Below are 25,593 nucleotides of genomic sequence, written 5' to 3'. Positions count from 1 at the left end.
AGCCGGACCTTGCTCAGCCGCTTTTTCATCGAACGGCCGATCTTCGCCTGGGTCATCGCCATCGGCATCATGATGGCGGGCCTCGGCGCGATGCTGACCCTGCCGATCGCGCAATATCCGGACATCGCCCCGCCCTCGGTCAATATCAGCGCCAACTATCCCGGCGCCTCGGCCGAAACCGTCGAAACCAGCGTCACCCAGGTCATCGAGCAGCAGCTCACCGGCATCGATGGCCTGATGTATTTCTCCTCCTCCTCGACTGCCAACGGCCAGGCGCGGATCACCGTCACCTTCAAGAAGGGCACCGACCCCGACACCGCCCAGGTGCAGGTGCAGAACAAGGTGCAGCAGGCCTTGAGCCGCCTGCCCAATGCCGTGCAGCAGCAAGGGCTGACCGTCACCAAGTCGCAGACCGACTTCCTGATGCTGGTCGGCCTCTATGACAAGACCGACACCGCGTCGCAGACCGACATCGCCGACTATCTGGTCAACAATTTCCAGGATTCGCTCGCTCGTATCGACGGCGTCGGATCGTCCCAGATCTTCGGTTCGCAATATGCGATGCGCATCTGGCTCGACCCCTATAAGCTCGCCACCGTCAAGCTGATGCCGTCCGACGTGCAAAGCGCCATCGCCGCCCAGAACATAGAGGTTTCAGCCGGCCAGATCGGCGCCGATCCCGCCCCCGTAGGGCAGCAGATCAACGCGACCGTGACCGCCCAGGCGCGGCTGCAAACGCCCGAACAGTTCCGCAACATCGTCGTCAAGACCCAGAACGACGGCTCGGTCGTCCACCTGTCCGACGTGGCGCGGGTCGAACTGGGCAATGAAAGCTATAGCTCGTCGGCGCGCCTCAACGGCCATCCCGCGTCAGGCATGGCGATCCAGCTCGCGCCCGGCGCCGACGCGCTCAAGACCGCCGAACTGGTCAAGGCCAGGGTGGAGGCGCTCTCCACCCACCTGCCGCACGGCTACACCATCGTCTATCCGCGCGACACCACGCCCTTCATCAAGCTGTCGGTCGAGGAAGTCGTGCAGACGCTGATCGAGGCCGTCGGCCTGGTCGTCGTCGTGATGTTCGTCTTCCTGCAAAGCTGGCGCGCGACGCTGGTGCCCGCCATCGCCGTGCCGGTGGTGCTGCTCGGCACCTTCGGCGTGCTGGCGCTGTTCGGCTATTCGATCAACACCATGACGCTGTTCGGCATGGTACTCGCCATCGGCCTGCTGGTCGACGATGCCATCGTCGTGGTCGAGAATGTCGAACGTCTCATGGAGGAAGAGGGGCTTTCGCCCCGCGACGCCACGATCAAATCGATGGAGGAGATCGGCAGCGCGCTGGTCGGCATCGCGCTCGTCCTGTCCGCCGTATTGCTGCCCATGGCCTTTTTCGGCGGATCGACCGGCGTCATCTACCGGCAATTCTCGATCACCATCGTGTCCTCGATGCTGCTTTCGGTGCTGGTGGCGCTGATCCTCTCTCCCGCGCTTTGCGCCACGATCCTCAAACCCGTCGCCAACGAACATCGCGAACGCGGCTGGACCGGCAAATTCAACCGCTGGTTCGAACGCGTCACGCACGGCTATATGACGCGGCTCAACGGCTTCATCGCTCGCCGGACCTTCTTCTGGATCGGCTATGCCGTCGTGCTCGCCCTGCTCTGGCTGCTGTTCGTCCGCCTGCCTACCAGCTTCCTGCCGGTGGAGGATCAGGGCCAGGTCATGGTTCAGGTCACGCTGCCCGCGGGCGCCAAATCCTCCCGCACCTCGGCCGCGATGGAGAGCATCCAGAATTATTTCATGAGCGATGAGAAGGACAATGTCTCCTTCCTCTTCTTCGCCCAGGGTTTCAGCTTCGCCGGCCAGGGCGAGAATACGGCGCAGGGCTTCATCAACCTCGCGCCCTGGGACCAGCGCAAGGGCTTCGCCAACAGCGCGACGATGATCGCCAACCGCGCCACCAAGCAACTGGCCGCGATCCGCGATGCCAAGGCGCTGGCCATGACCCCTCCGCCCATTCGCGGCCTTGGCCAGTCCAACGGCTTCACCTTCGAACTGCTCAACAGCGGCGGCCTCAGCCGGGAACGCTTCCTCGCGCTGCGCAACCAGCTCATGAAGGCCGCGGCCGACAGTCCCAAACTTGCGGGCGTGCGCGCCGCCACGCTGGAGGATACGCCCCAGCTCAAGATCGACATCGACTCCGAAAAGCTCGCCGTGCTGGGCCTCACCCAAAGCAGCGTCAACAATGTGCTGAGCGCCGCCTGGGGCAGCACCTATATCAACGATTTCGTCGACCGCGGCCGGGTGAAGCGCGTCTATATGCAGGCGGACGCGCCGTTCCGCGCGCTGCCGACCGATCTCGACAACTGGCAGGTGCGGTCCGCCGCGACGGGCGAGATGGTGCCCTTCTCCGCCTTCGCCACCGCCCATTGGACGATGGGGCCGACCACCCTGTCGCGCTATAACGGCCTGTCCTCCTATGAACTCCAGGGTCAGGCCGCACCCGGCGCCAGTTCGGGCGAAGCGATGGACGAGATGGTGAAGCTGCAACGGCAACTCCCGGCAGGCACCAGCTATGCGTGGAGCGGCCTCTCCTATCAGGAACAGCTTTCCGGCGGGCAGGCACCGCTGCTCTATGGCCTCTCCGTGCTGGTCGTGTTCCTCTGCCTCGCCGCGCTCTACGAAAGCTGGTCGATCCCGCTCGCGGTACTGCTGGTCATCCCGCTCGGCCTGATCGGCGCGGTGCTGGCGGTGACGCTGAGGGGGTTGGAAAACAACATCTATTTCCAGGTCGGCCTGCTCACGACCATGGGCCTTGCCGCCAAGAATGCGATCCTGATCGTGGAGTTTGCCGAACTGGCCTATCTGCAAGGGAAGGATGCCATGGCGGCCGCGCTGGAGGCGGCGCGCCTGCGCTTCCGCCCGATCCTGATGACCTCGCTGGCCTTCATCGCGGGCGTCATCCCGCTCGCCATCGCCACGGGGGCAGGTGCGCAAAGCCGCGTCGCCATCGGCACGGCGGTCATCGGCGGCATGCTGACCGCGACCATACTCGCCATCTTCTACGTTCCGCTCTTCTTCCTGACGATCATGCGCATCTTCAACCGCAAGCAACAGCCGCCTGCCCCCACCTCCGCCGAGGAGGTCCCGGCATGAAGCGCGCGTTCCTCACCCTCGGCGCCATGACCGCTCTGTCGGCCTGCGACATGGCGCCCCATTATGTCCGTCCGGCGCCCCCCGTGCCCGCCAGCTTCCCCAGCGGCCCCGCCTATGTTCCGGCGGCGGCCACGGAAAGACCCGGCCTGCCCTGGACGGCGCTGGTGGGCGACCCGCGCCTCCGGACCGTGATCGACCGCGCGCTCGCCGATAATCGCGACCTGCGCGCCGCGCTGGCCACCATCGAGGCGGCCCGCGCCCAATATCGGATCCAGCGCGCCGCCCAGCTTCCCGCCGTCACGGGCGAGGCATCCGCCAACTTTTCCCGGCGCAACGACAATCGACAGGACAGCTACAGCGCCGACATCGGCTTCAGCGCGTTCGAGATCGACCTGTTCGGCCGTGTGAAGAATCTGAGCCGATCGGCCCTTGAATCCTATCTGGCGACCGAGGAAGGGGCCCGCGCCACCCGCATCGCCCTGATCGCGGAAACGGCCAGCGCCTATGCCACCCTCGCCGCCGATCAGGAATTGCTGGCCCTGTCCCGCCAGACCCTGGCCAGCGCCGAACGCTCCCTCGCCCTCACCCGTTCGCTGAACGGTGCCGGGCTGAGGGGCAAGCTCGACGTCCATCAGGCCGAGACCATCGTGGAACAGGCACGCAGCGACATCGCCGCCAATGTCACGCAGGTCGCGCAGGACAGGAACGCGCTCGACCTGCTGGCCGGCGCGCCGGTGGAGGATGCCCTGCTCCCGCAATCGCTGGAAAGCCTGACCGGCACCATCGCGAAGGTGCCCGCAGGCCTCTCCTCCGACGTGCTGCTCCAGCGCCCGGACGTGCTGGAGGCCGAACATCAGCTCAAGGCCGCCAATGCCGATATCGGCGCGGCCCGCGCGGCGATGTTCCCGAAAATCAGCCTCACCGCCGCCATCGGCGTCGCCAGTTCGGCCCTGTCCTCGCTCTTCACCGGCGGCGGTTTTGCCTGGTCCGCCGCGCCGTCCGCGAGCCTGCCGATCTTCGGCGGCGGCGCGCGCGGCAATCTCGACTACAGCAAGGCGCAGCGCGACCTCACTCTCGCCCGATATGAAAAGGCGATCCAGACGGCGTTCCGGGAAGTATCCGACGCCCTGGCCCGCGAAGGCACGATCGACGACCAACAGGCGGCCCAGCAACGGCTGGTGCTTGCCAGCCAGCGCAGCTACGCCCTGGCCGAGGAGCGCTACAGAGCAGGCATCGACACCTTCCTCAACAGCCTGACCAGCCAGCGCAACCTCTACAACGCCCGGCAAAGCGCGATCGCGACCGATCTGGCGCTGGTCCGGAATCATATCCAGCTATACCGTGTCATCGGCGCCGATTTTCAGGACCCATGAGGTAAAAGGACGGAAGGCGGACATTCCTTTATCCCTCTCCCTGTAGGGAGAGGACTGCGCAGACCTGGCAGCTTGCTGACCGGGCGGCCTGGACAAATTCAAGACTCGCTGAACTGAGTAATTTGGGTGGATTTCAGACCGTCCGCTTCGCTCTCGACATAAGGTAGAAGCTGCCTATCAGGGGGCTACTTGCAAATCACATCCGGTCCCTTTGGAACACGATTTCGGAACGCCACCGCCCAGCCGTCAACCGACGAAGGCGAATGGATAAACTGCGCCTTGCAAGCGTGATCCCGTATCTCAAAGGTGCACCGAGCAACACCTTGGACCGCAGGGCGGCAAGCCAACTTTTTCACTTCATCCGGGCGAAATGTGTTCGACGTAACGCCGTCGCAGACATCTATTAGACTCTTGCAGATGTTGTCCTGGTAAGAAGCATATCCGTTCGCCGCCGCTGATTCCGTTGGCAGTGATGCAGGTTGCCCCGAAAAAAGTGAAGTCGTCAGGCACTCGTAGTCGTCACTGAGAAATCCCGACCGACCTGCGATTAGCCTATACCTGTGGCTGCACCGCTCACCGGCCACATTTTCGGCATCAGAACGAGCGTCCCACGCAACGAAGCTCCGTGCGTACCGATCGGAGGGATGACTGCATCCACCGATCGCCATAAGCGCAAAAAATAATATAGCTGTTCGCATCTTTGATGCTTGCCCCCAAAATGGCCCGCACCACAACGAAAATCGAATGCCTCGGTAGACCCAACAATTGTCCGCTAATTGGAAACGGAACCAGCACTTTCAACGGCAACAACTGGTCGGTTTCAGACTCTGCCTTCACCGCCGCCCTAAGTCCCATGATCAGCCAAGGATCATGCGTGGCCCAACGGCCACAGCCTTCAAAAAAGCATCCTATCTCTCCAAAGGAAAAGGATTTCGCTGTCCTATTTCGCACGCACAGGATTATCCCGCATCGCTCTTTGAAACGTCCGACACATCGCGCCGTCACGCCTACGCGCGCCCAGGCACGCGCGCGCATACACTGTGAACTTTGGGGGAACTTTGGCGTAAAATCGGCGCAATTCCGGACTATTTCCTCGGTCCGGCCTTGGACCGGCGGATCCCACACCGACCACGTCCGAACCAAGATTGCGCCCCATGGCGCAACATCAAGCCTTGAGGGTCAAGGGCAACCCGGCCGCCACCAGCACGACCTCCCGGCAAAGCGCCGCCATGTCCTGGTTGAGCCATCCTGCCTCGTCCCGAAAGCGCCGCGCCAGCGCATTATCCGGCACGATGCCGAAGCCCACTTCATTGGCCACCGATATGACGGGCACGGGGCATGCGGCCACGCCATCGATCAATCCTGCGCGTGCCGTCGCCATATCCGTCCCCGCCAGGAGCAGGTTGGACAGCCATAAGGTCAGGCAATCGATCAGGATCGCATCCCCCTGATCCGCGGCTTCCCCGATCGCGCCCGCCAGATCCAGGGGTGCCTCGATGGTCGACCAGCGCGCCCCTCGCTCGCCCCGATGGCGCGCGATCCGCTCTGTCATTTCCGAATCGAACGCCTGCGCCGTTGCAATATAGACAAGCCTTCCCGGCACTGCCTCGCAACGCTCCTGCGCATAGCGGCTCTTGCCCGAACGCGCTCCGCCCAGCACCAGCAAGGTCATCGCCCCATCCCTTCCCACAATGCCGCCAACAACCAGAGCATCAGACAGGCCCGAAGGTAGACGCGCAGCCCGGCCCGCATCGCCCGAACGTCCGCCTCTCTTCCCTCTCCCATCCATGGCTTGTCGTGCGGCACCCCGTCATACCGCGTCGGCCCGCCCAGGCGGACCGCCAGGGCGCCCGCCATGGCCGCCTCCGGCCAACCCGCATTGGGCGAGGCATGGCACCTATGATCGCGCCACAGCACGGCCCAGCCACCACAGCCCGCGATACAGAGCAAAAACCCCGCCAACCGCGCCGGAACCCAGTTGAGCAAATCGTCGAACCGTGCCGCGGCCCAACCAAAATCGGTAAAGGGCGCCTCCTTGTGCCCGACCAGACTGTCCGCCGTATTCACCGCCTTATAGGCCCATAGGCCTGGCAGTCCGAACATCAGCAACCAGAAAAGCGGCGCCACGACGCCGTCGCAAAAACTCTCGGCCAGACTTTCAATGCCCGCCCTTGCAACCCCCGCCTCGTCCAGCACCGCCGTATCGCGGCCGACGATCCAGCCCACCGTCCGCCGCGCCGCGTCCAGATCACCCGCCGCCAGAGCGCGCGTCACCGGCACCACATGCGCGTAAAGGCTGCGCTGCGCCAAGCCAGGCCAGGCCGCCAGGGCCAACCATGGCCAGGCGAAATCTCCGGCCCAATGCCGAATACCCCACTCCATGGCCGCGCCGATGCCCCCGGCCATGACCAGCAATGTCGCCAGCAAACCGATCCCCGCCCAGCGCCGGGCAAGATCGCTGCCCTCTGTCCTGTTCCATCGCCGCTCCACCCCGTCGATGATTCGCGCAAAGCCCCCGACCGGGTGCCCGATCCGTTCATGAAGCCGGCCCGGCCAGCCCAGCGCCGCATCCAATATCAGCGCCGTCAAAGCTACCGGCTCAGCCACTCGCCAACGCCTTGTCGAGCCGCGCCAATGCCGCTTCGTCGCCCGGCAATCCCAGCCGCAACCAGCGCCGATTTTCCTCGAAAGGCCGCGTCAGGATCGCTTGCCGCGCCAGATGTTCGAACAAGGCGAACCCATCCTCGCAGTCCACCAGACGAAACAGCGGACATTCCCCCCACGCCCTCAGGCCATGCCGCGCCAGAACGGCATCCAGAGCCGCCGCCCGCATTCCGAGAGCTTCGATCGTCCCATCGATCCATTGCCGGTCCCGATAGGCCGCCCGCCCGAAGGCGATCGCCGCCGCCGAAACCGGCCATTCCCCCACCATTTTCCGGGCTTGGGAGACAATCGTCCGCGGCCCGACCAGGAAACCCAGCCTGACCCCCGCCAGACCGAAAAACTTTCCGAAGGATCGCAGCAGGATCAGCCGCCGGTTGTCGCCGACTTCACGCGCCAGGCTGGATGAAGGCACGGCATCGGCATAGGCTTCGTCGATGATCAGCCACCCCCCGGCCTGCTCCAGCGCCGCCAGCCATGGCTTCAACCGGTCCGGCGCCAACACCCTGCCGTCGGGATTGTTCGGATTGGCCAGCAACAATGCCAGCCTCTCCGCTGCGCCATTCCAGGTCTCCATGGGCAATCCGTCGGCAAAAGCCTCCCCATGGGTGCGGTAACTCGGCACCAGCCAGCGACCCGGCATATCAAATATCCGCCCGACCAGCCGCAGTCCCATTTCGCTTCCCGGAAGCGTGCAGACATGATCCGGTTCGACTCCGAAATGCGCCGCCGCCGCCCTTTCGAGCGCCGCGAGTTCGCTCGGCTCCGGCAATCTGCACCAATCGGGCGCGATCCCCTCCACCCCAGGCCAAACCAGCGGACTGATCCCCGTCGACAGGTCGATCCAATCCTCCCCGCCATAATGCACGCGCGCCTCCGCCAGCCGCCCGCCATGCCAGGTAAAGCCACTCATCGCGACACCAGCATGATGAGCAACAATCCACTTTCCAGCAATTCGATGCCTGCGCCATGCCCGTCGCCGGAAATCCCGCCGATCCGCCGACGCAGCCACCATCCCCAAAGCGGGATCATGACGATCCATGCCAGCAAGCCCGGCGCACGGATGCCGCATAACAGCCCCAGGGCGGCCCAAAGAATGAGAGGGCCTGCTCGCCACCCTGCACGGAACCGGTCTGCCAGTCCTTCATGCAGAGAAGGCAAGCAGCGCGTCCAGACCAGCGGCCCGATCCGCGCCGTCATCGCCAGCGGAACCATCATCCAGGGCGGAAAAACCTCCAGCCAGAACCGTAGCAACACCAGCTTCGCCAGCAATTGCAGGACGATGGCAACGACGCCGAAGCTGCCGATATGCGGGTCGGCGAGCACCGTCAGGAGCCGCGCCCTATCCTGGTCGCTGTCGCCATCCCTGTAGCCGTGCGCCGCGCCGGCGCCGTCGGCTATATCGCCCAACCCATCCAGATGCAGCGCACCCGTCACGGCGACCCAGGCCACGAGCCCCGACAAAGCGCCCACCCACGGATCGACGCGAAGCCCGAGGCACGCCATCCCGGCCACGGCCAAGCCCACGACCATGCCCGCTGCCGGACACCAGCCGATCGCTCCGGCAAAATCCACCTCGTCGGCTTCGATCGACGGCAGGGGCAGACGGGTCATCAATTGCAACGCAAGCACCAGCCGCTTCATGCCACCAGCCCCGTGATCTGGCCCGATAGCGGCTTCCCTGGCCAGACGCGCAGGCTGAGCAATGCTCCATAGGGGAAATCGATCGCCCACCCTTGCCGTAGGTCGAACCCGCACAGCACCGCCAGTGCCGCCCGCATCGCGCCCGCATGGCAGATCACCAGCGCCGGACCGGTCAGATCGGCCAGCGCCGCCGATATCCGCGCCTGAAGATCGGACCAACGCTCGCCCCCCGGCGGTGGGAAAACTTCCGGATCGTCCCAGAAACGCGCGAGCGCTTCGCCCGGCAAGGCAGCGGGATCGGCCCCCTCCCACCATCCGAAATACAGTTCCCGCCATCGCGCATCGACGCTGTGCGAGAGGCCCCGCTCATCCGCGATGATCGCGCCCGGCGCCATTGCGCGCGACAGATCCGACGTCACCACCCGTGCAAAGTCCAGCCCGCGCGCCCGCGCGACACAGGCCTCGATCCCGTCCGCTTCGGGCGGCGCATCCAGATGCCCCAGCAGTCGCCCCGCAAGCTGCGGTGCGCCATGGCGCATCAGATGGAGTATGAAGGGAGTCACAACGCCTGGGCCACCGTCGCCTCGGCAAAGGTCGCCATGCCGCCGTGCGCCGCAAGCGCCGAACGCACGATCTGCGCCGCGACCGCCGCGCCGCTCCCTTCGCCTAGCCGCATGTGGAGATTCAGCAACGGCACGAGCCCCAAGGCTGCCAGCAGCCGTCCATGCCCCGCTTCGGCAGATACATGCCCCGCCAGACAATGCCCGGTGATCGCAGGCGCTTCCTTCGCGAGCGGCGCTATCGCCGCGCATCCGATAAATCCGTCCAGCATCACCGGCACACGCACGATGCGCGCCGCCAGCACCGCGCCCGCCATCGCCGCAATCTCCCGCCCGCCAAGCCGCCGCAGCGTCTCGAAGGCATCGCCGCAGGCATCGTCATGCAATGCCAGCGCCAGTTGTACGGCCTCTGTCTTGCGTGTCAGCCCATGCGTATCGACGCCCGTGCCGCGCCCGACCCAAAGCTCCGCCGTTCCGCCGAAAGCCTTTGCACACAGCGCCGCCGCCGGCGTCGTATTGGCAATCCCCATCTCGCCCAGCAGCAGCAGGTCGAGCGCAGGATCGACCGCCGCAGCACCCGCATTAAGGGCGTTCAGGCATTCCGCTTCGCTCATGGCTGGGCCCACGCAAATATCGCCCGTCGGCCGTTCCAGATCGAGCGCCACAACGGATAATTCCGCACCGCACATCCCCGCCAGCGCGTTGATAGCAGCCCCGCCATTATGGAAATTCGTCACCATCTGCGCCGTCACTTCCGTGGGGAAAGCACTCACGCCTCGCGCTGCAACGCCATGATTGCCCGCGAAGATGACCGCCCGGATCCGTTCCGCACAAGGGCTTTCCCGTCCCTGCCAGCCGGCCATGAAAAGCGCGATCTCCTCCAGCCGTCCGAGCGACCCTGCGGGCTTGGTCAGCATCGCCTGCCGCCGGGCCGCCGTTTCCAAAGCCGCCGCATCGGGCATCGGCAAATCCGTCAATGCCGCGGCAAAGGCTGCCTTGTCGTCAAAATGGATCATGAACAGACAAAGCCTTCTGGCGGGGTGCGGACGATGAAATGCCCCTTCACCCCCTGGGGCCAGTCGGCATAGCGCACCACGCCTTCCTCGCTTTGCGCATGCCGCACGGCATAATCCAGTATCGCCCGCGCGGCAGCCTCGCCGGGCGTGAAATCGCCCAGCACATAGCCTATCTTCCCCGGTCCCCGGACATGCACGGTGCAATGCCGCTGACAGGCGAAGAGGCATGGCATTTCCTGCACCGCCACTCCCTCATAGACCGGATCGCTTGCCCGAACGGCCGCGATCGCCTCAGCCAGCAGCGCACCTCCGCGCCGCCCCTTTGTATCCTCCCGGCTCTCCGTCGACAGGCGGCAGGTCGAACAGACCACCACCGAAGCCCCGCTTCCCACGGCATGCAACATCAGCGCCGCTTCCCAAAATCAATCATCCTCGCTCCTCCAACCGGACGGCAAACAGCTCACCGGAAAGACGGCGGGGGGAAGGCGCACAGGCATGCGCTCCCCGCGCGGCCGAACCGGCAAGGCAATGGCTGTCGCTCAGCGAGGGAAACCCCGTCCGTCCGGCACACCCTGTCCGGTCGAAGAACGACTGCGTCAGGCAGGTCTCCTGGCTCACGGGTCGATGCTGTCCGACCGCCTTCTCGGGACTTGAACGTCCCAATGGCATGATGGCCGGATGGCTCGCCGCTTACAGTTGCAGGGGCAGCGCGGGCCTCACCCGACTTCCCTTTTCATCCCCTTGCGGGGAACCTGTCGCAACCCGCCTGATAGAGGCCAACGCCTTGCATCGCAAGGGGACTGCGAGGCTGCTGATACCCCTTTTTCTGCGCGTCGCATTCTGCTAAAATCCCTTTAATAATATGGGGAGAGGAGCCATGATTTTACTGGCTCATTGGATGGAATGGCTCTGCGAGCTTTTCGCCTGCACGGCGGAAAATGACCTGCGCGTCAATCAGTTGATCGTGCACATCCCGTCTGATGCCGACTGAACGGCCCTGAACGAATCGACACGTTACCCAGGGAACGCCTCCGCCCTTCACGGGTAATATGGCCATGTTGGCCAACGATCTCGGTATCACGCTCATTCGCCTCGGACTTGCGACGCTGCTCGGCCTTGCCCTGGGTTTCGAGCGCGAGCGCCACGGCCATGATGCAGGTTTGCGCACCCATGGCCTGGTGTCGCTGAGTTCCGCCATGCTCACCCTCTCGGCGCTGGAACTTGCCGAAAGCCACCCCGATGGCGACCCCATCCGCGTCGTGCAGGGACTGGCTCAGGCCATAGGCTTCATTGCTGGAGGCTTGATCTTCGTGCGCGGCAGGGACGTCCGCAACATGACCACCGCCGCCAGCCTCTGGATGGCCGCAGCGGTCGGCATTACGGCAGGAGCGGGTCAATATGTCATCGTTCTGGCCGGATCGGCGATCGCCCTGCTGGTGCTGACGCTGCTGCTCCTCCTCGAACGGCATCTGGGCTGTCAGGCGGAAAAGTCAAAAGATGGCAAGATCGATATGCCCAATCGCCGTGGCTCTGCCCCTGACGGTGACCGTTGATCAGGCTGTGGTGCCATCACCGCCGAACGACTTGAGGATGACGCTCGACTGGATATGGGAGATACCCTCGATCCGGGTAATCATCGTCGGCAGGTTGGGATGATGGTCACGCATGGAGCATAAAATCCGCCCACCGGCCATCAGATAGCCGGCGCCGATTTCGGGCAATTGCGCAACCTTGAGATTTCGGGAATGTGGGTATCCCGTTTTGTCCAGATCGCCCTTCATCGTCAAAATCTCTGTCAACGATCCTTCCATGAAAGATATTACCGAATCCCCTGGAATTTTGCCGCAAACTTGGCAACACACGCTACCGCCCTTCTGATACCCTTAGCCGAGCGGCTTGCCGTTCCAATATTTTGACCCGGAGAGAGCGCTCGGATGCTGACCGAAACACAAACTGCCATCCGCGACATGGTTCGCGATTTCGCCCAGAGCGAAATTCGTCCTCACAGCGCGACATTCGAAGCGGAAGGCGGCTATCCGGCAGAATTGTTCGAACGGATCGCGCAACTCGGGTTGATGGGCATGACCGCACCGGAGGACATTGGCGGCGCTGGCGCGGATTATGTCTCCTATGCGCTTGCGCTGATGGAAATCGCGGCTGCCGATGGCGCGCTATCCACCATCCTCTCGATCCAGAACAGCCTGATTGTCTCGGGCCTGCTGAAGGATGGCACGGCGGAACAACGGGCCCGCTTCCTTCCCGACCTGCTATCGGGCCGCGCCATCGGCGCCTTCGCCCTTACCGAAGCGGATGCCGGGTCGGACGCGTCCGCCATCCGCACCCGCGCCGAAACAGTGCCCGGCGGCTACCGTCTGAACGGCGCCAAGCAGTTCATCACTTCGGGGAAGATCGCTCGCCTCGCCATCGTCTATGCCGTCACCGATGCAGCGGCGGGCAAGCGCGGTATCAGCGCCTTCCTCGTCCCCACCGACCGTCCCGGCTATGGCGTCGACAAGGTCGAGCACAAGCTCGGCCAAGGTGCATCCGACACCTGCGCCATCCGGTTCGAGAATCTGTTCCTGGAGGATGACCTTCGTCTTGGCGCGGAAGGGGCAGGCTATGGCATCGCCCTCTCCAATCTGGAAGCCGGACGCATCGGCATCGCCGCGCAGAGCGTGGGCATGGCGCAAGCCGCGCTCGACATCGCTATCGCCTATGCCAAGGACCGCAACAGTTTCGGCCAGTCGATCATCCAGCATCAGGCGGTCGGTTTCCGCCTTGCGGATCTCGCCACCCGGCTGGAGGCAGCGCGCCAACTCGTCCTGTCCGCGGCTGCCTTGAAGGATGCAGGTGAGCCGGCACTGACGCAGGCCTCCATGGCCAAGCTCTTCGCCTCCGAAACCGCGGAGGCGGTCGTATCGGGCGCGATCCAGACCTTGGGCGGCTATGGCTATCTGGAGGAATTCGGCCTCGCCAAAATCTATCGCGACGTGCGCGTCTGCCAGATTTATGAAGGCACATCGGACATACAGCGGCTGGTCATCGCCAGGGCCCTGTAAATGAGGGCCCGGTAAAATACGCTTCGAGGAGAGACATATGAACGACGTCATCATCGCCGGCTACGCCCGCACCCCCATGGGCGGGTTTCAGGGCGCTTTCTCCGGCGTAAGCGCCACCGAATTGGGCGCGGTCGCGGTCAAGGCAGCCGTCGAGCGCTCGGGCGCCGCGCCGGAAGCCATAGAGCGCATCTATATGGGCTGCGTCCTGCCCGCCGCCTTGGGTCAGGCTCCCGCGCGTCAGGCCGCGTTGGCCGCGGGCCTGCCGCAGTCGGTCGAGGCCACGACCGTCAACAAGATGTGCGGATCGGGCATGCAGGCCGCGATCATGGCCGCCGAAGCGATTGCCGCAGGTTCCGTCGATATCGTCATCGCGGGCGGCATGGAGAGCATGACCAATGCTCCCTATGCCCTCCCCAAGCACCGGTCCGGCGCGCGCATCGGTCACGACCGGATCATCGATACGATGATGATGGATGGGCTTGAGGACGCCTATGACCGCGGCAAGCCCATGGGTGCCTTTGCCGAGGATACGGCGCGCGACTATCAGTTCACCCGTGCGGAAATGGATGCCTATGCGATGGAGAGTCTCGCCCGCGCCAAGGCGGCCATCGACAGCGGTGCCTTTGCAGGCGAAGTCGTGCCCGTCACGGTCAAGACCCGCAGTGGAGAAATCCAGATCGATACCGACGAACAACCCGGCAATGCGAAGCCCGAGAAAATCCCTTCGTTGAAACCTGCCTTCGCCAAGGATGGCGCCATCACCGCCGCCTCCTCCGCCTCGATTTCGGACGGTGCGGCAGCTTTGGTGCTGACCCGCGCCGACGTGGCGGAAAAGCTGGGCCTGGCGAGGGAAGCCCGCATCGTAGCCACCGCCGCCCATGCCCATGCGCCTGCGCTGTTCACCACCGCCCCGGTCTTCGCGATCCGCAAGGCGCTGGAAAAGGCCGGCTGGTCCGCCAGCGACGTCGACCTCTATGAAGTCAACGAGGCCTTCGCCACCGTCGCCATGATCGCAATGCGCGACCTCGACATTCCGCATGACAAGATCAACGTCAATGGCGGCGCCACCGCCCTTGGCCATCCCATTGGCGCCAGCGGCGCGCGGATCATCGCCACGCTGATCGCCGCATTGAAGGCGCGCGGCCTCAGGAAAGGCGTTGCGGCACTATGCATCGGCGGCGGTGAAGCCACTGCGGTGGCACTGGAAATTCTCTAAAAGGGCAACGGATAGGAACATCGCCTCGGCAGCGCGATCAGCATGGCCTCGAAATAGGCGGCTGCATCCTTCCGAGCGGTACGGATTGCCAATCCCCATCCCGCAACGATAAAGGAAGGACGACGGTTGGGGCAGGCCCGGACTTTTTACCGCAATCATGCCGAAGCAAAGAACGGTCCATGGACGACATGACCAGCAGCACGGCCGATCCGGCCGGTACGCTCAGCCAGCGCGATCATCCGCTGCGCGCCTCTCTGTCCCGGGAAATGCATATTCGCGGCCTGCCCCGCTTCGATGCACCGGCAATCGCCCTGCAATTCGTATTGCTGGTCGATGAAGCGCAGGCCCGGGACAGTCTTGTCCTTCTTGCCGAACGATTTCCCACGCTCAATCCTGGCGATCGTTTCTTCACGGACCATATCGGCGATCTTCATTTTTCCTGGGAGCGCCACACGGAATTCATGACTTACAGCTTTCTCGCTCCGGTCGAGGGCGGGTCGCTGTTCGATCTTGCGCCATTTGGCGACGTGGCGCGCTGGATAGCTGCGTTCCCCGGCCAAGTGATCCGCTCGACCCATATCTCCCTGGTCAAGGACGAGCCACCCTTCGCTAGCATCGCTGCGCATTTCGCCACCGACGACCTCATCATCTCCGATGTCGCCGACGGCCAGGCGCGCATCTGGGGCGACTTCCGCCTGCACAGCGACGGCTTCGGCCGGCTGCTCATCCATGACAAGGGGTTGCAGGGTGGCGAAAGCTCTCAACTCGTGCAACGGTTGCAGGAATTGGGCAATTACCGGAAGATCGCCCTGCTCGGTCTGCCCGAGGCGCAACGGGCCACCCCGCTGCTGACGGGGCTGGAACAGCGATTGACTGCCATCACCACCCGCCTGGCGCAAAAGGATGCCGATGACGATCAGGCATTGGAGCACCTCACCTCGCTCAGCGCTGAACTCGCCGAGATCGTCGCGCGCACCCGCTACCGCATGAGCGCGACGGAGGCCTATGCCGAAATCTGCCGCGATCGCATCCGCCGCCTCGGTGTGCTTCCCGTCCGGGGCTATCGCTCGCTTGACGATTTCACCGAGCGCAGGCTGCTGCCGGCCATGCGCACTTGCGATGCCTTCACCCGGCGCCAGGAGGACCTTGCCCAGCGCGTGGCATGGACCAGCGCCCTTCTGCGGACCCGTGTGGACACTGCGCTGGCCCGGCGCAACCGGGATTTGCTGGCATCGATGGATCGCCGCACCGGATTGCAACTGCGCCTGCAACATACGGTCGAAGGGCTGTCCGTGGTGGCCATCAGCTATTATGCGCTGGGTCTGTGGCACCATCTCCGGGAAGCGCTGGAGCATCAGGGCCTTCATCTGCCCGGCTGGGTCGATCTGGCGCTATTTCCCGTCACGATCGCTGCCGTCTTCCTGGGCATCCGCCAGATCAGGAAGGTCAAGAAATCGTCGGCCAGAAACGATCATTAGAGCGGTTTGCGATCTGCTTCGATCAACCTTGGGCAGTACGTTCGCGGTAACGACGCGCTTCCGCATGGGGGCTGTGGTGGCGATCTTGGCGGGCTTTCCGACGGTCGGGAGTTGTTCTTCGAAGATATGAAGGGGATGGCGTAGGAGCACTCGCAATGGCGGCATCTGCCCGACGAGTTGAGACCAAATCATAGGAGGGCGACCAAAGCGCATTAGTCGAGGTGCATGGCGGCCACTAAATTTCTCGCATCGGCTCTATCCAGCGAGAATCATCATGTCCCAGCAACGCCATATCAAACTCGGTTTCATCCTGCACGGCGTGGGCCGCACATGGAACGACTGGCGCCACCCCGACCGTGATGTCAACGCCAGCACCAGCCTCGCCCTCTATCAGAAGCAGGCTGCAACGGCCGAGCGCGGCAAATTCGACTTCCTCTTCGTCGCCGACAGCTTGTCGATCACGGAAAAGTCCAGCCCGCATTATCTGAACCGCTTCGAGCCGATCACCATCCTATCCGCGCTAGCGGCCACGACATCCCGTATCGGACTGGTGGCGACGCTGACCGTCAGCTATTCCGAGCCATTCAACGTCGCGCGCCAATTCGCCTCGCTCGATCATCTAAGTGGCGGACGGGCAGGATGGAACATCGTGACCTCCTGGCTGGGCGATACCGCCGCCAATTTCAGCAAGACCGAACATCCGCCCCATGCCCTGCGCTATCGCATCGCCAGTGAATATCTCGACGTGGTTCAGGGCCTGTGGGACAGCTGGGAGGATGGCGCCCATGTCGCGGACAAGGAAAGCGGCCAATTCGTCGATCCCGAGCGGCTCCACCGCCTCGACCACAAGGGCGAATTCTTCCAGGTGCGCGGTCCGCTCAACATCAAGCGGACTCCGCAGGGGCAGCCGGTCATCTTTCAGGCGGGCGCCTCGGACGACGGACGCAATTTCGCGGCGAAACAGGCGGAGGTCATCTTCACCCACGCCGAAGACGAGACGGCCGGACAGGCCTATTATGCCGATGTGAAAGCCAGGGCCAGAAGCTTTGGCCGGAATCCCGACCTGTTGTTCATCCTGCCAGGCATTGCGCCCATCGTGGGGGAGACGGACGAGGATGCGGAAGCGCGTTATCGCGAGTTGGCGGCACTGGAATCGATCGACACCGGCCTCGGCTTCCTGTCCCGGACCTTCAACGATCATGATTTCCGCCAATATGATCTCGACGGGCCCTTTCCCGATGTCGAACATATCGGATTCAACAGCCAGCAAAGCGCATCGCAAAAGGTCCTGGCCATGGTGCGAGCGGAAAATCTGACGCTGCGTCAGACGGCGGAACGCCTGGCGACGCCGCGCGGTGTCTTCATCGGCTCGCCCGAGACCGTGGCGGATCGTTTGCAGCAATGGTTCGAAGGCGGCGCAGCCGACGGCTTTGTCTTCTTCGAACCCCTTCCCGGACAGCTCGATCTGTTCGTCGACAAGGTGATCCCGATCCTTCAGGCGCGCGGCCTGTTCCGCACCGATTATGAAGGCACCACCTTCCGCGAGCATCTGGGTCTTCCGGTCCCCGAAAACCGCTATGCACGCAAGCCGGAGGTCCCGCCCGCCATTGCTGCCGAGTGATAGACGGGAGGACCGCCCCGAACTTGCTGGGTCATCGGTGGCAAAATCGCAGCTCGCAGGGAGGCAGCATGGGGCATTTGCACGGCTGTTGGCCACTCTCCGCTGCTGCACTAAGCCGTACGTCGCTGACCGACACTCACGAAAGAAGAATGATAGGGCCGATCAATCCCCAAGGAACGACCGGCCCCAGACCTTTCCGTTCAAAGCGGCTGTATCGCTTTACCCGCCATTTCGATCGATTTGGTCGAGGACGGCGTCCGCTTCCGGCCGGTCCACCCAGTCGGGGCTGACCTGCAACCAGCGCACGACGCGGCCGGGGCCAACCAGGAGGAAAGCGGGTTGGGGCAATTCCCAGCTCCCCGTGCCCGTCACTTCACCGATCCAGCCGGATGGGGGCGGCGACGGACGATGGTCTGGCTCGAAACTGATATGCAGCAACCGCGCCAGGCCATTATCGGCATCGGTCGCGACCGGGAAGGGCAGATCGTGCCGGACCTTTATGTCTCGCAACAGATGGGATAGCTGGGGGCTGAGCGCCACAAGCGGAATATGCCGCTGCCTGAGGGCAGGGAACAATCTTTCGGCATAATAAGGCAAGGCGATGTTGCAGGCCGGACAGCCCGCGAAGCGGAAGAAGACGAACAGCGCCGGGCCTTCCGCGGTGAGATCATCCAGCCTCAATGTGCCGCCATCCACCTCCGCGAAGGACAGGGGCGACAGGACGTCGCCGGGCTGAGCTACGGCAGCGGGATCGAAGCGCTCCAGCAACTGGGTGCGTTGCCTTTTGTTGCCCTCAAGCTGGGCCGGGGACCAGCTTCTCTCCCGCTCCGCCTGCAAGGCAGCATAGCGGGATTTGAGTGTTTCATTGGCTATGGTGGCCATGATGATCTCCTTCACCGTGCACACCCCGTTCTGGCGATCGCGACCAGCGTCCGCCAATGAGACTTGCCCTGACAATCACGAGAATTGCTGATCTGGTCGAGGCTTTCCCTCGACGACCGGGAAAATTTGCTGTCGGTTTCAAATATGCCTGGCTGTAGTCAGAGACAAGGCTGGCATTCGTCCCATCACGCCCGACAGGCTTTGCCGGATTGCGCCGCCAAAACTCCGACAACCAATTACTATCCGATTAGATCACCGGCCGACAGCATATCGGCCGCATGCGAAAGCATGGGCAACTGTTAGGAGAATGCCCACGCCTCGGATGCCTTTGCCATAGCAGAATGCCGAAAGCTTTCCTCAGGCGTCGAATCCGGGGGATTGGCGCTGCGCCTTGCGGAGCGCGGCCTCCCAGACGAGGTCGTAATGCGATCGGGCGCCCTCCACCGGCTTGCGGTCCCGATTCATCTGGCGTCGGACTTCCTCCTGCGCGGCTTCGGGGGCGATCAGCACATTGTCGCGGCCGACGGCAAGGCTGCGGACCTGTGCCTTGCACGCTTCCTCCAGATGATAGATGCCGCTGAACGCCTCGCCCGGCGTCGATCCCAATGCCAGCGTGCCGTGATTGCGCAGCAGCATGACCTTGGTATTGCCAAGATCGGCTACCAGCCGCTCCCGCTCATCCAGGTTGAGCGCCACGCCTTCATAGTCATGATAGGACAGACCAGGGATCAGCGCGAGGGCGCGCTGGTTGAGCGGCAGCAGCCCTTCGGCATGTGCCGACACCGCCACGCCATCGGCGCTGTGGAAATGGGCGATATAATGGGCATCTTCCCGCGCGCCGTGGATCGCGCTGTGGATCACATAGCCGGCATAGTTGATGCCGTAATCATTTTCCCCGATGACATTGCCGTCCAGGTCCACCTTGACCAGACTGGACGCCGTGATCTCATCGAACATCAGGCCGAAGGGGTTGATCAGGAAATGATGCTCCGGCCCCGGCGCGCGGGCGGAGATATGGGTATAGATGAAATCGTCCCAGCCATAGAGGGCGGACAGGCGATAGAAAGCGGCAAGATCGACGCGGACCTTCCATTCCGCTTCGCTGATCCCCGACTGGCGGAAACGGTCGTCCTTCAAGACTGTGGCCATGGCGCTGCTCCTTTGCGCGGGATTTTAGGGAAGCGGCAGGGCGCCGCCCAATGAGAATTGCTGATAAATGGATTGGCGCTGCTCATGCGGGGAATATCCCCGGATCGACGATGGAGGCGACATCGATATGGGCGGGCAGTTCACCATCGGCATGGAAGCGGTCGACCACCCGTTGCAACGTCTTCACCACCGCCGCATCGGGTGCGATGAGCAGCGGGTTCTGCCGTTCTACGATCAAGGCGGCAAGCTTCGGGTCAACCTTCGTCTGCCGCGCGAAAAGGCGGGCATAGTCGGCGGGATGCGCCCGCGACCATAGGCTCGCCTTGCGGAGGCGGGTGAGGACATCCCGCAGGGCTTCGCGCTTCGCCGGATCGTCGAGTGCGGTCTGGGAGGCGGCGATCAGGGTCAGGCCGCTATTGATACCCTCCCCATCGCGCAACACGCGCGCGCCGCGTTGTTCCGCCGCGATCTGATAGGTGCCGAAGGTCGCCCATGCCTCTATCTGCCCGGCGGCGAAGGCAGCGGCAGCGTCATTGGGCAGCATGAAGCCGATGTCGACCTTTCGCCGGTCGAGCTTCGTTTCCTTGAGCGCTTCGAGCAGCAGATAATGGGATATGCTGCCCCGCGCGCTCGACACGATCACGCGCTTGCCCGCAAGGCCCGCGACCGACCGGATCGGAGAGCCGCCGGGAACGATGATGCCAATGTCCTTGGTCGAGGAGATCGAGCCTGCGATGATCTTCAGCGGCACGCCCGCCGATGCCGCCAGCACGACCGGCAGGTCGCCCGCCGGAGCGGTGTCGACCGCCCCGGCGTTGAGCGCCTCCAGCAGCGGCGCGGCGCCGGCGAAATTGGCCCATTCCACATCATAGGGCAGGTCGTTCAGGGCACCCGCCGCCTCTGCTTTCGACTGAAGGAGGTGGACCTGATCGCCCAGCACCAGCCTGGTGCGACCGCCCTTCCCCGCGCAAGCGGTCAGGCTGAGGGCCGCCGCCCCGGCCAGGAAGGTCCGGCGATCAGAAAGCAAGCGCGATCCGTCCATAATAATATCCGCCCGCGGGATTGAAGGGGGATGGACCATAATAGCCTTGGCCCGTCTGGGGATTGCCCGGCCCGTTGGTTTCGGGGCGGACGTCGAACAGGTTGGTGGCGCCGGCCGAAAGCGTGGCGAACTGCGTCACCTTCGCGCTGATGCTGGCGTCGGTGATGATCTTCGCGCCGAAATGCCGGTCGTCGCCCGCCGCCGTGCGCTGCGTATATTTGCCGTAGCGGGTGGCGGTGAGGCTGAAGCCGAAAATGCCCTTGCTCCAGTTGAGCGTGCTGACCAGCTTCGTATGTGGCTGGAGCACTTCCAATTCACCGATCTTGTCGCCGCCGAAGAAGACCGACCCCGCACCCAGCAGCGACGCGCCGGTGGGACCGAAGAGTTGCGACGGGGTAGCGACGACATCCGTCACCTTCGTCTTCGAATAGTTGAATGCGAAAGTCAGGCCTAGCTTGCCCAGATCGCCAAGGTTTTTGGAATAGTCAGCGACCAGATCGAAACCCTTGGTCGTGGTGTCGGCGGCGTTGATGAAATATTCGGCCTGCTCGATGTCCGACAGGCCGTTGGTCGCAAGAATGGCGGAAATTCCAGGTCCGAACAAACGGCCGGTGCGCTCGATCCGGTTCTTGATGCGGATATAATAGCCGTCGAGCGTCACCGACAGGAACGGCGCAGGCGTGAAGACGAAGCCCAGTCCGGCATTCCAGGTCTTCTCCGCCTTGAGCGGCTTGGCGCCCAGCAACTGGCCGACGGCGGAATCCGCCGTCACCAATTTCGCGACGGTCGGCCGCAATTCCGTCTGGCCGGTCTGCGCATTGAAGAAGGAGGAGGTTCGCCCATCGGTCTGCGCGTAGCCGATCTGCGTCAGCGATGGCGCGCGGAAGCCGGTGCCGACCGTGCCGCGAATGGCGAAGGCAGGGCTGATCTCATAGCGGCTGTTGAGCTTCAGGCCGACCGGGCTTCCGGAACCGTCGCTATAATGTTCGGCGCGGACCGCAGCGCCGATATACCATGCATCGAGCGGATAGATGCCAAGGTCGACATAGCCCGCATAGACTTTGCGGCCGATATCAGCCTCATCAGCGGGCGACAGCACGATCGCCCCCTGCACCACGGGCGAGGCGGTGACGCCGACATTCCAGTCATATTGCTGGTCGCCGGGCTGGAAACGATAGGTCGCCGGTTGATAAGCCAGCGGATCGCCCGCGAAGGTCCGGAAGCGATCGAGCCGATATTCGCCGCCGACGGAGATTTGCAGCGGCCTGGCCAGACCGATTTCGACTTCGCGGTGAAGATCGACATTGTGAGTCCATTGCCGGAACTCGAAATTGGCGAGATTGGGCCAGCTTGTCGGACTGTTCGCCCCGAGCGAGGGACGGACCGACAATTTCGAATATTGATGACTATAGTTGCGGCCGAAAGAGGAACTGACATCATAGTCCCAGCCCCAGAGTACGCCCCTCAAACCGCCGACGAACTGGAAATCATTCTCGTCGATATTGTTGAGGGGATAATAGCCGTCCGGGAAAAGTGCGGTGAAATTGGCGGTGCTGTTGGGACGGCGGAAATTATTGCCGATCTGGGCGTCGCGCTCGCCATAGGTGCCGAAGCTGTAGAGGGTGGCATTCTCCGTCACCGGCAGTTCCGCATTATAGGAAAGGTTGACCGCCTTGATCTGCGGGTCGCCATTATGCGCGCCGTCGCGGCTCCATTGCGCGTTGCGGGCATTGGCCTGGGCGACATTGACCAGCACCTGATCACGGGTCAGGCCGCTGGTCGCCACTACCTGATCGACCGTGCGGTTGGCGGGCAGGCCATAGATGTTCGTATCGGTCGCGGGCAGGTTCCACCAGGCGCCGCCGCGCTTGCGAATGTCGCCGCTCAGGGTCAGGAAGCCGCCGTCACCGATCTTCGTGCCGTAACGGATCGTGCCCTTCCAGCTATCCGGCTTGCCATTCGCGTTATAGAGCGTGCCATAGGTGAAATCGCCGCTCAGCCCTTCCTTCTCGGCCAATTGGATGTTGATGACCCCGGCTATGGCGTCGGTGCCATATTGGGCGGCGGCGCTGTCCTTCAGCACCTCGATCCGGTTGATCGCGCTGGTGGGGATGAGGTCGATGTCGACCGGGTTCGCGCCAGATGTATCGGCGGTCGAATTGTTGAGGAAAGCGCCGTTGTGCCGCCGCTTGCCGTTGACCAGCACCAGCGTATAGGCGGGCGCAAGGCCGCGATTGGTGACCGGACGCCCGATCGAGAACACGCCCGCATGGGTCGCGCCGAAATTGAGCGAAGGCAGCAGCTTGGACAGGGCTTCACCGAACTCGGCCGAGCCGGTGGCCTGCAATTTCTCCGCGCTCACGACGTCGATCGGCGCAGGACTTTCCGCCACGGTACGCGGTGCACCGCGCACGCCCGTCACGATAATGGCGCCAGCATCGTCGGCAGCTTCCGCCGCAACGCCCTCAGTTGCTGCGGCGGTTTGCGCGAACAAGGGAACAGTCGTCAGTAAGACGATCGCAATTGCAGTCGAGCACAGAAAATAGTTTTCATTGTTCATGGCATATCCCCCATCACATGGGGATCATCTATTTACTATCAAATTGATGAGAAATGACTTTACCATTACATCTATGAATATATTTGAATTTAATTTATTCTATATAGGGACGAAATTCAGCTTTACCCGCCTTTACCGAAGTCGGGATCGAAGGCATCGGCGACCACCCGCTTGCCATCAATCAAGCCGGCCTTCTGGAAGCGGTGGGTAATGTCCTGTTCGTGTGCGATGATCTTGCCGTCGATGGGTTGCGACACACGGTTGTTGCGGTCGAAACTTGCGCGCGCGATGTCGAGCGGCAGACCGGTTTCCTTCGCCAGAACCTGCGCGAACTCATCCGGATGCGCCCGCGCCCAGTCGACGGCCCTTGCCTCCCTCCGGAGAAAATCCGCAAGCAAGGCGCGCTTCGATCCGATGGAGTCGGCATAGGCAATGTCGATATAATTGGGCAGGCCGTAATCCTTCGCATCGACCACCACGCGTGCGCCTTCCTTGATCGCCACATTCGTATAGGGCGTCCAGGTGGACCAGGCGTCGATCGCGCCGCTGTCGAAGGCGGCCTTGGCATCGCCGGGCGACAGGAAAGTGACGCGCACCCTGTCCGCCGGGATATGCGCCCGTTCGAGCGCCTGAAGCAGCAGATGATGACCGATCGATCCACGCGTGGTGGCGATCGATTTGCCGATCAGATTCTGTATCGACCGCGCGGGCGAGCCGTCCTTCACCAATATGGCCAGCGCCTCCGCAGCCTGGGCAGCGGGCGCCTGCACCCCGATGGCCTTGATCGGGCTACCGCTTTGATAGGCGAAGATGAAGGGCGCGTCGGCCGCCAGGCCGAGATCCGCCGCACCGCCACCCAACGCCTCCAGCAAGGGCTGGGCTGCCGGAAATTCCGACCACTCGACCGTATAAGGCGCATCATTGAGAACACCCGAGGCGATCATCATGGATTTGACCTGCCCCTTCTGGTTGGCAACGCGCAGCACCCGATCATCGCTGCCGCCAAATTTCGCGGCGGCGAGACCAAAGCCCGCCGCCGCAACCAGTATCACCGCGATGATCGCGCCCCTGTTTTTCGCCATTTCAGCCCGCCAACGCCAGACCGTTCTTTTCCCGATCGGCGACCTTACGCCGCACGACAGGGAGAAGTTCCCGGCCATAGAGGATGGAGTCGCCCAACGGATCGAAGCCGCGGATCAGGAAATGGTCGATACCGATATCATAATAATCGAGCATCGCGTCCGCCACCTGCTCGGGCGTACCGACCAGTCCCGTGCTGTTGCCGGCCGCACCCGTCAGGGCCGCAACGCCGGTCCACAGCCGCTTGTCCTGCCGATTGACGCGCGCCGTTTCGAGCAGGCGAAGCGATCCGGCATTGGGCGGACGGTGGCCGGTCAGCGGCAGTCCAGCGGCGATCCGGTTTTCGCGCACCTGATCTTCGATCTCGGCCGCGCGCTTCCACGCCGCCTCTTCCGTGTCCGCGATCACAGGCCGCAATGAAAGGGAGAAGCCGGGATCGCGACCGAAACGCGCCGCCGACCGGCGCACCTGCCGGACAGTATCCTGCACCGCCTCCAGCGTTTCGCCCCAAAGGGCGTAGACATCGGCATGCTGCCCCGCAACCTCGATCGCTTCGGGCGACGAACCGCCGAAGAAAACCGGTAGATTGTCGGGCTTGATGGCGCTGAACGCCTGCTTCACGTCGTAGAATCTGCCCTGATGGTCGAATGGCCTGGCCGCCGTCCATTCCTGCCGCAGGATGGTAAGATATTCGTCAGTGCGGGCGTATCGTTCCGCCTTCACGCTCCTGGTATCGCCGTCCCGCGCCATTTCATCGTCGGCGCCACCTGTGATGATGTGGACCGCCACACGCCCGCCCGACAACTGATCCAGCGTCGCCAGTTGCCGTGCGGCAACGGTCGGCTGGGTGAAGCCGGGCCGATGCGCCACCAGGAAACCCAGGGTCGAGGTAATGGCCGCCGCATGGGCTGCAACGATCTGGCTTTCCGGGCTGTTGGAACTGAAGGGTATCAATACCCGGTCGAAGCCCCCCTCTTCCTGGGCCTTGGCTGATGCCTCGACATAATCCTTGTCGAGGACACGGCTTCGTACGGCCGCCTGGGTTTCAGAGGCATTATTGAAGCCGATATAGCCGATAAATTTGACGCTCATGGTAACC

The 25,593-nt window shown here is 63.4% G+C and carries 21 protein-coding genes and 1 riboswitch; of the genes, 7 read left to right on the top strand and 14 right to left on the bottom strand.

What is annotated here, in order from left to right; all coding sequences use genetic code 11:
• Window positions 1–9 precede the first annotated feature (9 nt).
• Entirely contained in the window at window positions 10–3,153 is a 3,144-nt protein-coding gene (locus CAF53_RS18325; RefSeq protein WP_100239125.1) for an efflux RND transporter permease subunit, read from the top strand.
• Window positions 3,150–4,526, top strand: a complete 1,377-nt coding sequence (locus tag CAF53_RS18320) for an efflux transporter outer membrane subunit (protein WP_100239124.1) — start codon at window positions 3,150–3,152, stop codon at window positions 4,524–4,526. The genes CAF53_RS18325 and CAF53_RS18320 overlap by 4 nt, the downstream gene beginning before the upstream one ends.
• A gap of 1,165 nt (window positions 4,527–5,691) precedes the next feature.
• Here the strand turns inward: CAF53_RS18320 and cobU are convergent.
• Genes cobU through CAF53_RS18285 form a run of 7 tightly spaced genes read right to left on the bottom strand, consistent with a single transcriptional unit; the run spans window position 5,692 to window position 10,811 of the window.
• Entirely contained in the window at window positions 5,692–6,198 is a 507-nt protein-coding gene (gene cobU, locus CAF53_RS18315; protein WP_197707479.1) for a bifunctional adenosylcobinamide kinase/adenosylcobinamide-phosphate guanylyltransferase, read from the bottom strand.
• Window positions 6,195–7,133: an adenosylcobinamide-phosphate synthase CbiB gene (gene cbiB, locus CAF53_RS18310; RefSeq protein WP_100239123.1), complete on the bottom strand. Its 939-nt coding sequence runs from the start codon at window positions 7,131–7,133 to the stop codon at window positions 6,195–6,197. Before cbiB ends, cobU begins: the two co-directional genes overlap by 4 nt.
• The gene (locus CAF53_RS18305; protein WP_100239122.1) at window positions 7,126–8,100 is read right to left on the bottom strand and encodes an aminotransferase class I/II-fold pyridoxal phosphate-dependent enzyme; all 975 of its coding nucleotides are present in this window, start codon (window positions 8,098–8,100) and stop codon (window positions 7,126–7,128) included. The genes cbiB and CAF53_RS18305 overlap by 8 nt, the downstream gene beginning before the upstream one ends.
• Complete coding sequence (locus tag CAF53_RS18300) at window positions 8,097–8,831, bottom strand: adenosylcobinamide-GDP ribazoletransferase (protein ID WP_100239121.1); 735 nt, start codon at window positions 8,829–8,831, stop codon at window positions 8,097–8,099. Before CAF53_RS18300 ends, CAF53_RS18305 begins: the two co-directional genes overlap by 4 nt.
• Window positions 8,828–9,394: a histidine phosphatase family protein gene (locus tag CAF53_RS18295; protein WP_100239120.1), complete on the bottom strand. Its 567-nt coding sequence runs from the start codon at window positions 9,392–9,394 to the stop codon at window positions 8,828–8,830. Before CAF53_RS18295 ends, CAF53_RS18300 begins: the two co-directional genes overlap by 4 nt.
• Window positions 9,391–10,407, bottom strand: coding sequence for a nicotinate-nucleotide--dimethylbenzimidazole phosphoribosyltransferase (gene cobT / locus CAF53_RS18290; protein WP_100239119.1), 1,017 nt, complete (start codon window positions 10,405–10,407; stop codon window positions 9,391–9,393). The genes CAF53_RS18295 and cobT overlap by 4 nt, the downstream gene beginning before the upstream one ends.
• Window positions 10,404–10,811 carry a DUF1636 domain-containing protein gene (locus tag CAF53_RS18285; RefSeq protein WP_100239118.1) on the bottom strand — a complete coding sequence of 136 codons (408 nt, stop codon included), beginning with the start codon at window positions 10,809–10,811 and terminating at the stop codon, window positions 10,404–10,406. The genes cobT and CAF53_RS18285 overlap by 4 nt, the downstream gene beginning before the upstream one ends.
• Before the next feature lie 177 nt (window positions 10,812–10,988).
• Window positions 10,989–11,178, bottom strand: a riboswitch (cobalamin riboswitch).
• A gap of 284 nt (window positions 11,179–11,462) precedes the next feature.
• Here CAF53_RS18285 and CAF53_RS18280 point away from each other — a divergent pair.
• The gene (locus tag CAF53_RS18280; RefSeq protein WP_100239552.1) at window positions 11,463–11,960 is read left to right on the top strand and encodes an MgtC/SapB family protein; all 498 of its coding nucleotides are present in this window, start codon (window positions 11,463–11,465) and stop codon (window positions 11,958–11,960) included.
• Here the strand turns inward: CAF53_RS18280 and CAF53_RS18275 are convergent, their stop codons facing one another.
• Entirely contained in the window at window positions 11,961–12,188 is a 228-nt protein-coding gene (locus CAF53_RS18275; RefSeq protein WP_157801296.1) for a hypothetical protein, read from the bottom strand.
• Window positions 12,189–12,341: 153 nt separating this feature from the next.
• Here CAF53_RS18275 and CAF53_RS18270 point away from each other — a divergent pair, with 153 nt between their 5' ends.
• The 4 genes from CAF53_RS18270 to CAF53_RS18255 all read left to right on the top strand — a co-directional run bounded on the left by CAF53_RS18270 (window position 12,342) and on the right by CAF53_RS18255 (window position 17,781).
• The gene (locus tag CAF53_RS18270; RefSeq protein ID WP_100239116.1) at window positions 12,342–13,466 is read left to right on the top strand and encodes an acyl-CoA dehydrogenase family protein; all 1,125 of its coding nucleotides are present in this window, start codon (window positions 12,342–12,344) and stop codon (window positions 13,464–13,466) included.
• 37 nt (window positions 13,467–13,503) lie between these two features.
• Window positions 13,504–14,682: an acetyl-CoA C-acyltransferase gene (locus CAF53_RS18265; RefSeq protein WP_100239115.1), complete on the top strand. Its 1,179-nt coding sequence runs from the start codon at window positions 13,504–13,506 to the stop codon at window positions 14,680–14,682.
• A gap of 179 nt (window positions 14,683–14,861) precedes the next feature.
• Entirely contained in the window at window positions 14,862–16,160 is a 1,299-nt protein-coding gene (locus tag CAF53_RS18260; protein ID WP_046763953.1) for a DUF3422 domain-containing protein, read from the top strand.
• A 274-nt stretch (window positions 16,161–16,434) separates the two neighbouring features.
• Entirely contained in the window at window positions 16,435–17,781 is a 1,347-nt protein-coding gene (locus CAF53_RS18255) for an LLM class flavin-dependent oxidoreductase (protein WP_046763952.1), read from the top strand.
• A gap of 219 nt (window positions 17,782–18,000) precedes the next feature.
• On the opposite strand, the gene CAF53_RS18250 is transcribed toward CAF53_RS18255, so the two are convergent.
• The 6 genes from CAF53_RS18250 to CAF53_RS18225 form a co-directional block, all read right to left on the bottom strand.
• On the bottom strand, window positions 18,001–18,663 hold the full coding sequence (locus tag CAF53_RS18250; RefSeq protein WP_100239551.1) for a peroxiredoxin-like family protein: 663 nt from the start codon (window positions 18,661–18,663) through the stop codon (window positions 18,001–18,003).
• 357 nt (window positions 18,664–19,020) lie between these two features.
• A complete protein-coding gene (locus CAF53_RS18245) occupies window positions 19,021–19,812 on the bottom strand; it encodes a class II aldolase/adducin family protein (protein WP_046763951.1) in 792 nt (263 codons plus the stop codon).
• An 82-nt stretch (window positions 19,813–19,894) separates the two neighbouring features.
• The gene (locus CAF53_RS18240; RefSeq protein ID WP_100239114.1) at window positions 19,895–20,854 is read right to left on the bottom strand and encodes an ABC transporter substrate-binding protein; all 960 of its coding nucleotides are present in this window, start codon (window positions 20,852–20,854) and stop codon (window positions 19,895–19,897) included.
• Entirely contained in the window at window positions 20,829–23,414 is a 2,586-nt protein-coding gene (locus CAF53_RS18235) for a TonB-dependent receptor (protein WP_100239113.1), read from the bottom strand. The genes CAF53_RS18240 and CAF53_RS18235 overlap by 26 nt, the downstream gene beginning before the upstream one ends.
• 122 nt (window positions 23,415–23,536) lie before the next feature.
• Window positions 23,537–24,496, bottom strand: a complete 960-nt coding sequence (locus tag CAF53_RS18230) for an ABC transporter substrate-binding protein (RefSeq protein WP_100239112.1) — start codon at window positions 24,494–24,496, stop codon at window positions 23,537–23,539.
• A 1-nt stretch (window position 24,497) separates the two neighbouring features.
• Window positions 24,498–25,586, bottom strand: coding sequence for an LLM class flavin-dependent oxidoreductase (locus CAF53_RS18225; RefSeq protein WP_100239111.1), 1,089 nt, complete (start codon window positions 25,584–25,586; stop codon window positions 24,498–24,500).
• Window positions 25,587–25,593: the final 7 nt, after the last annotated feature.

It is taken from the genome of Sphingobium sp. LB126 (genome assembly GCF_002795205.1).
Taxonomy (GTDB): domain Bacteria; phylum Pseudomonadota; class Alphaproteobacteria; order Sphingomonadales; family Sphingomonadaceae; genus Sphingobium; species Sphingobium chungbukense.
The sequence above is the reverse complement of the archived record's forward strand: the minus strand, read 5'-3'. Positions and strand labels throughout refer to the sequence as shown.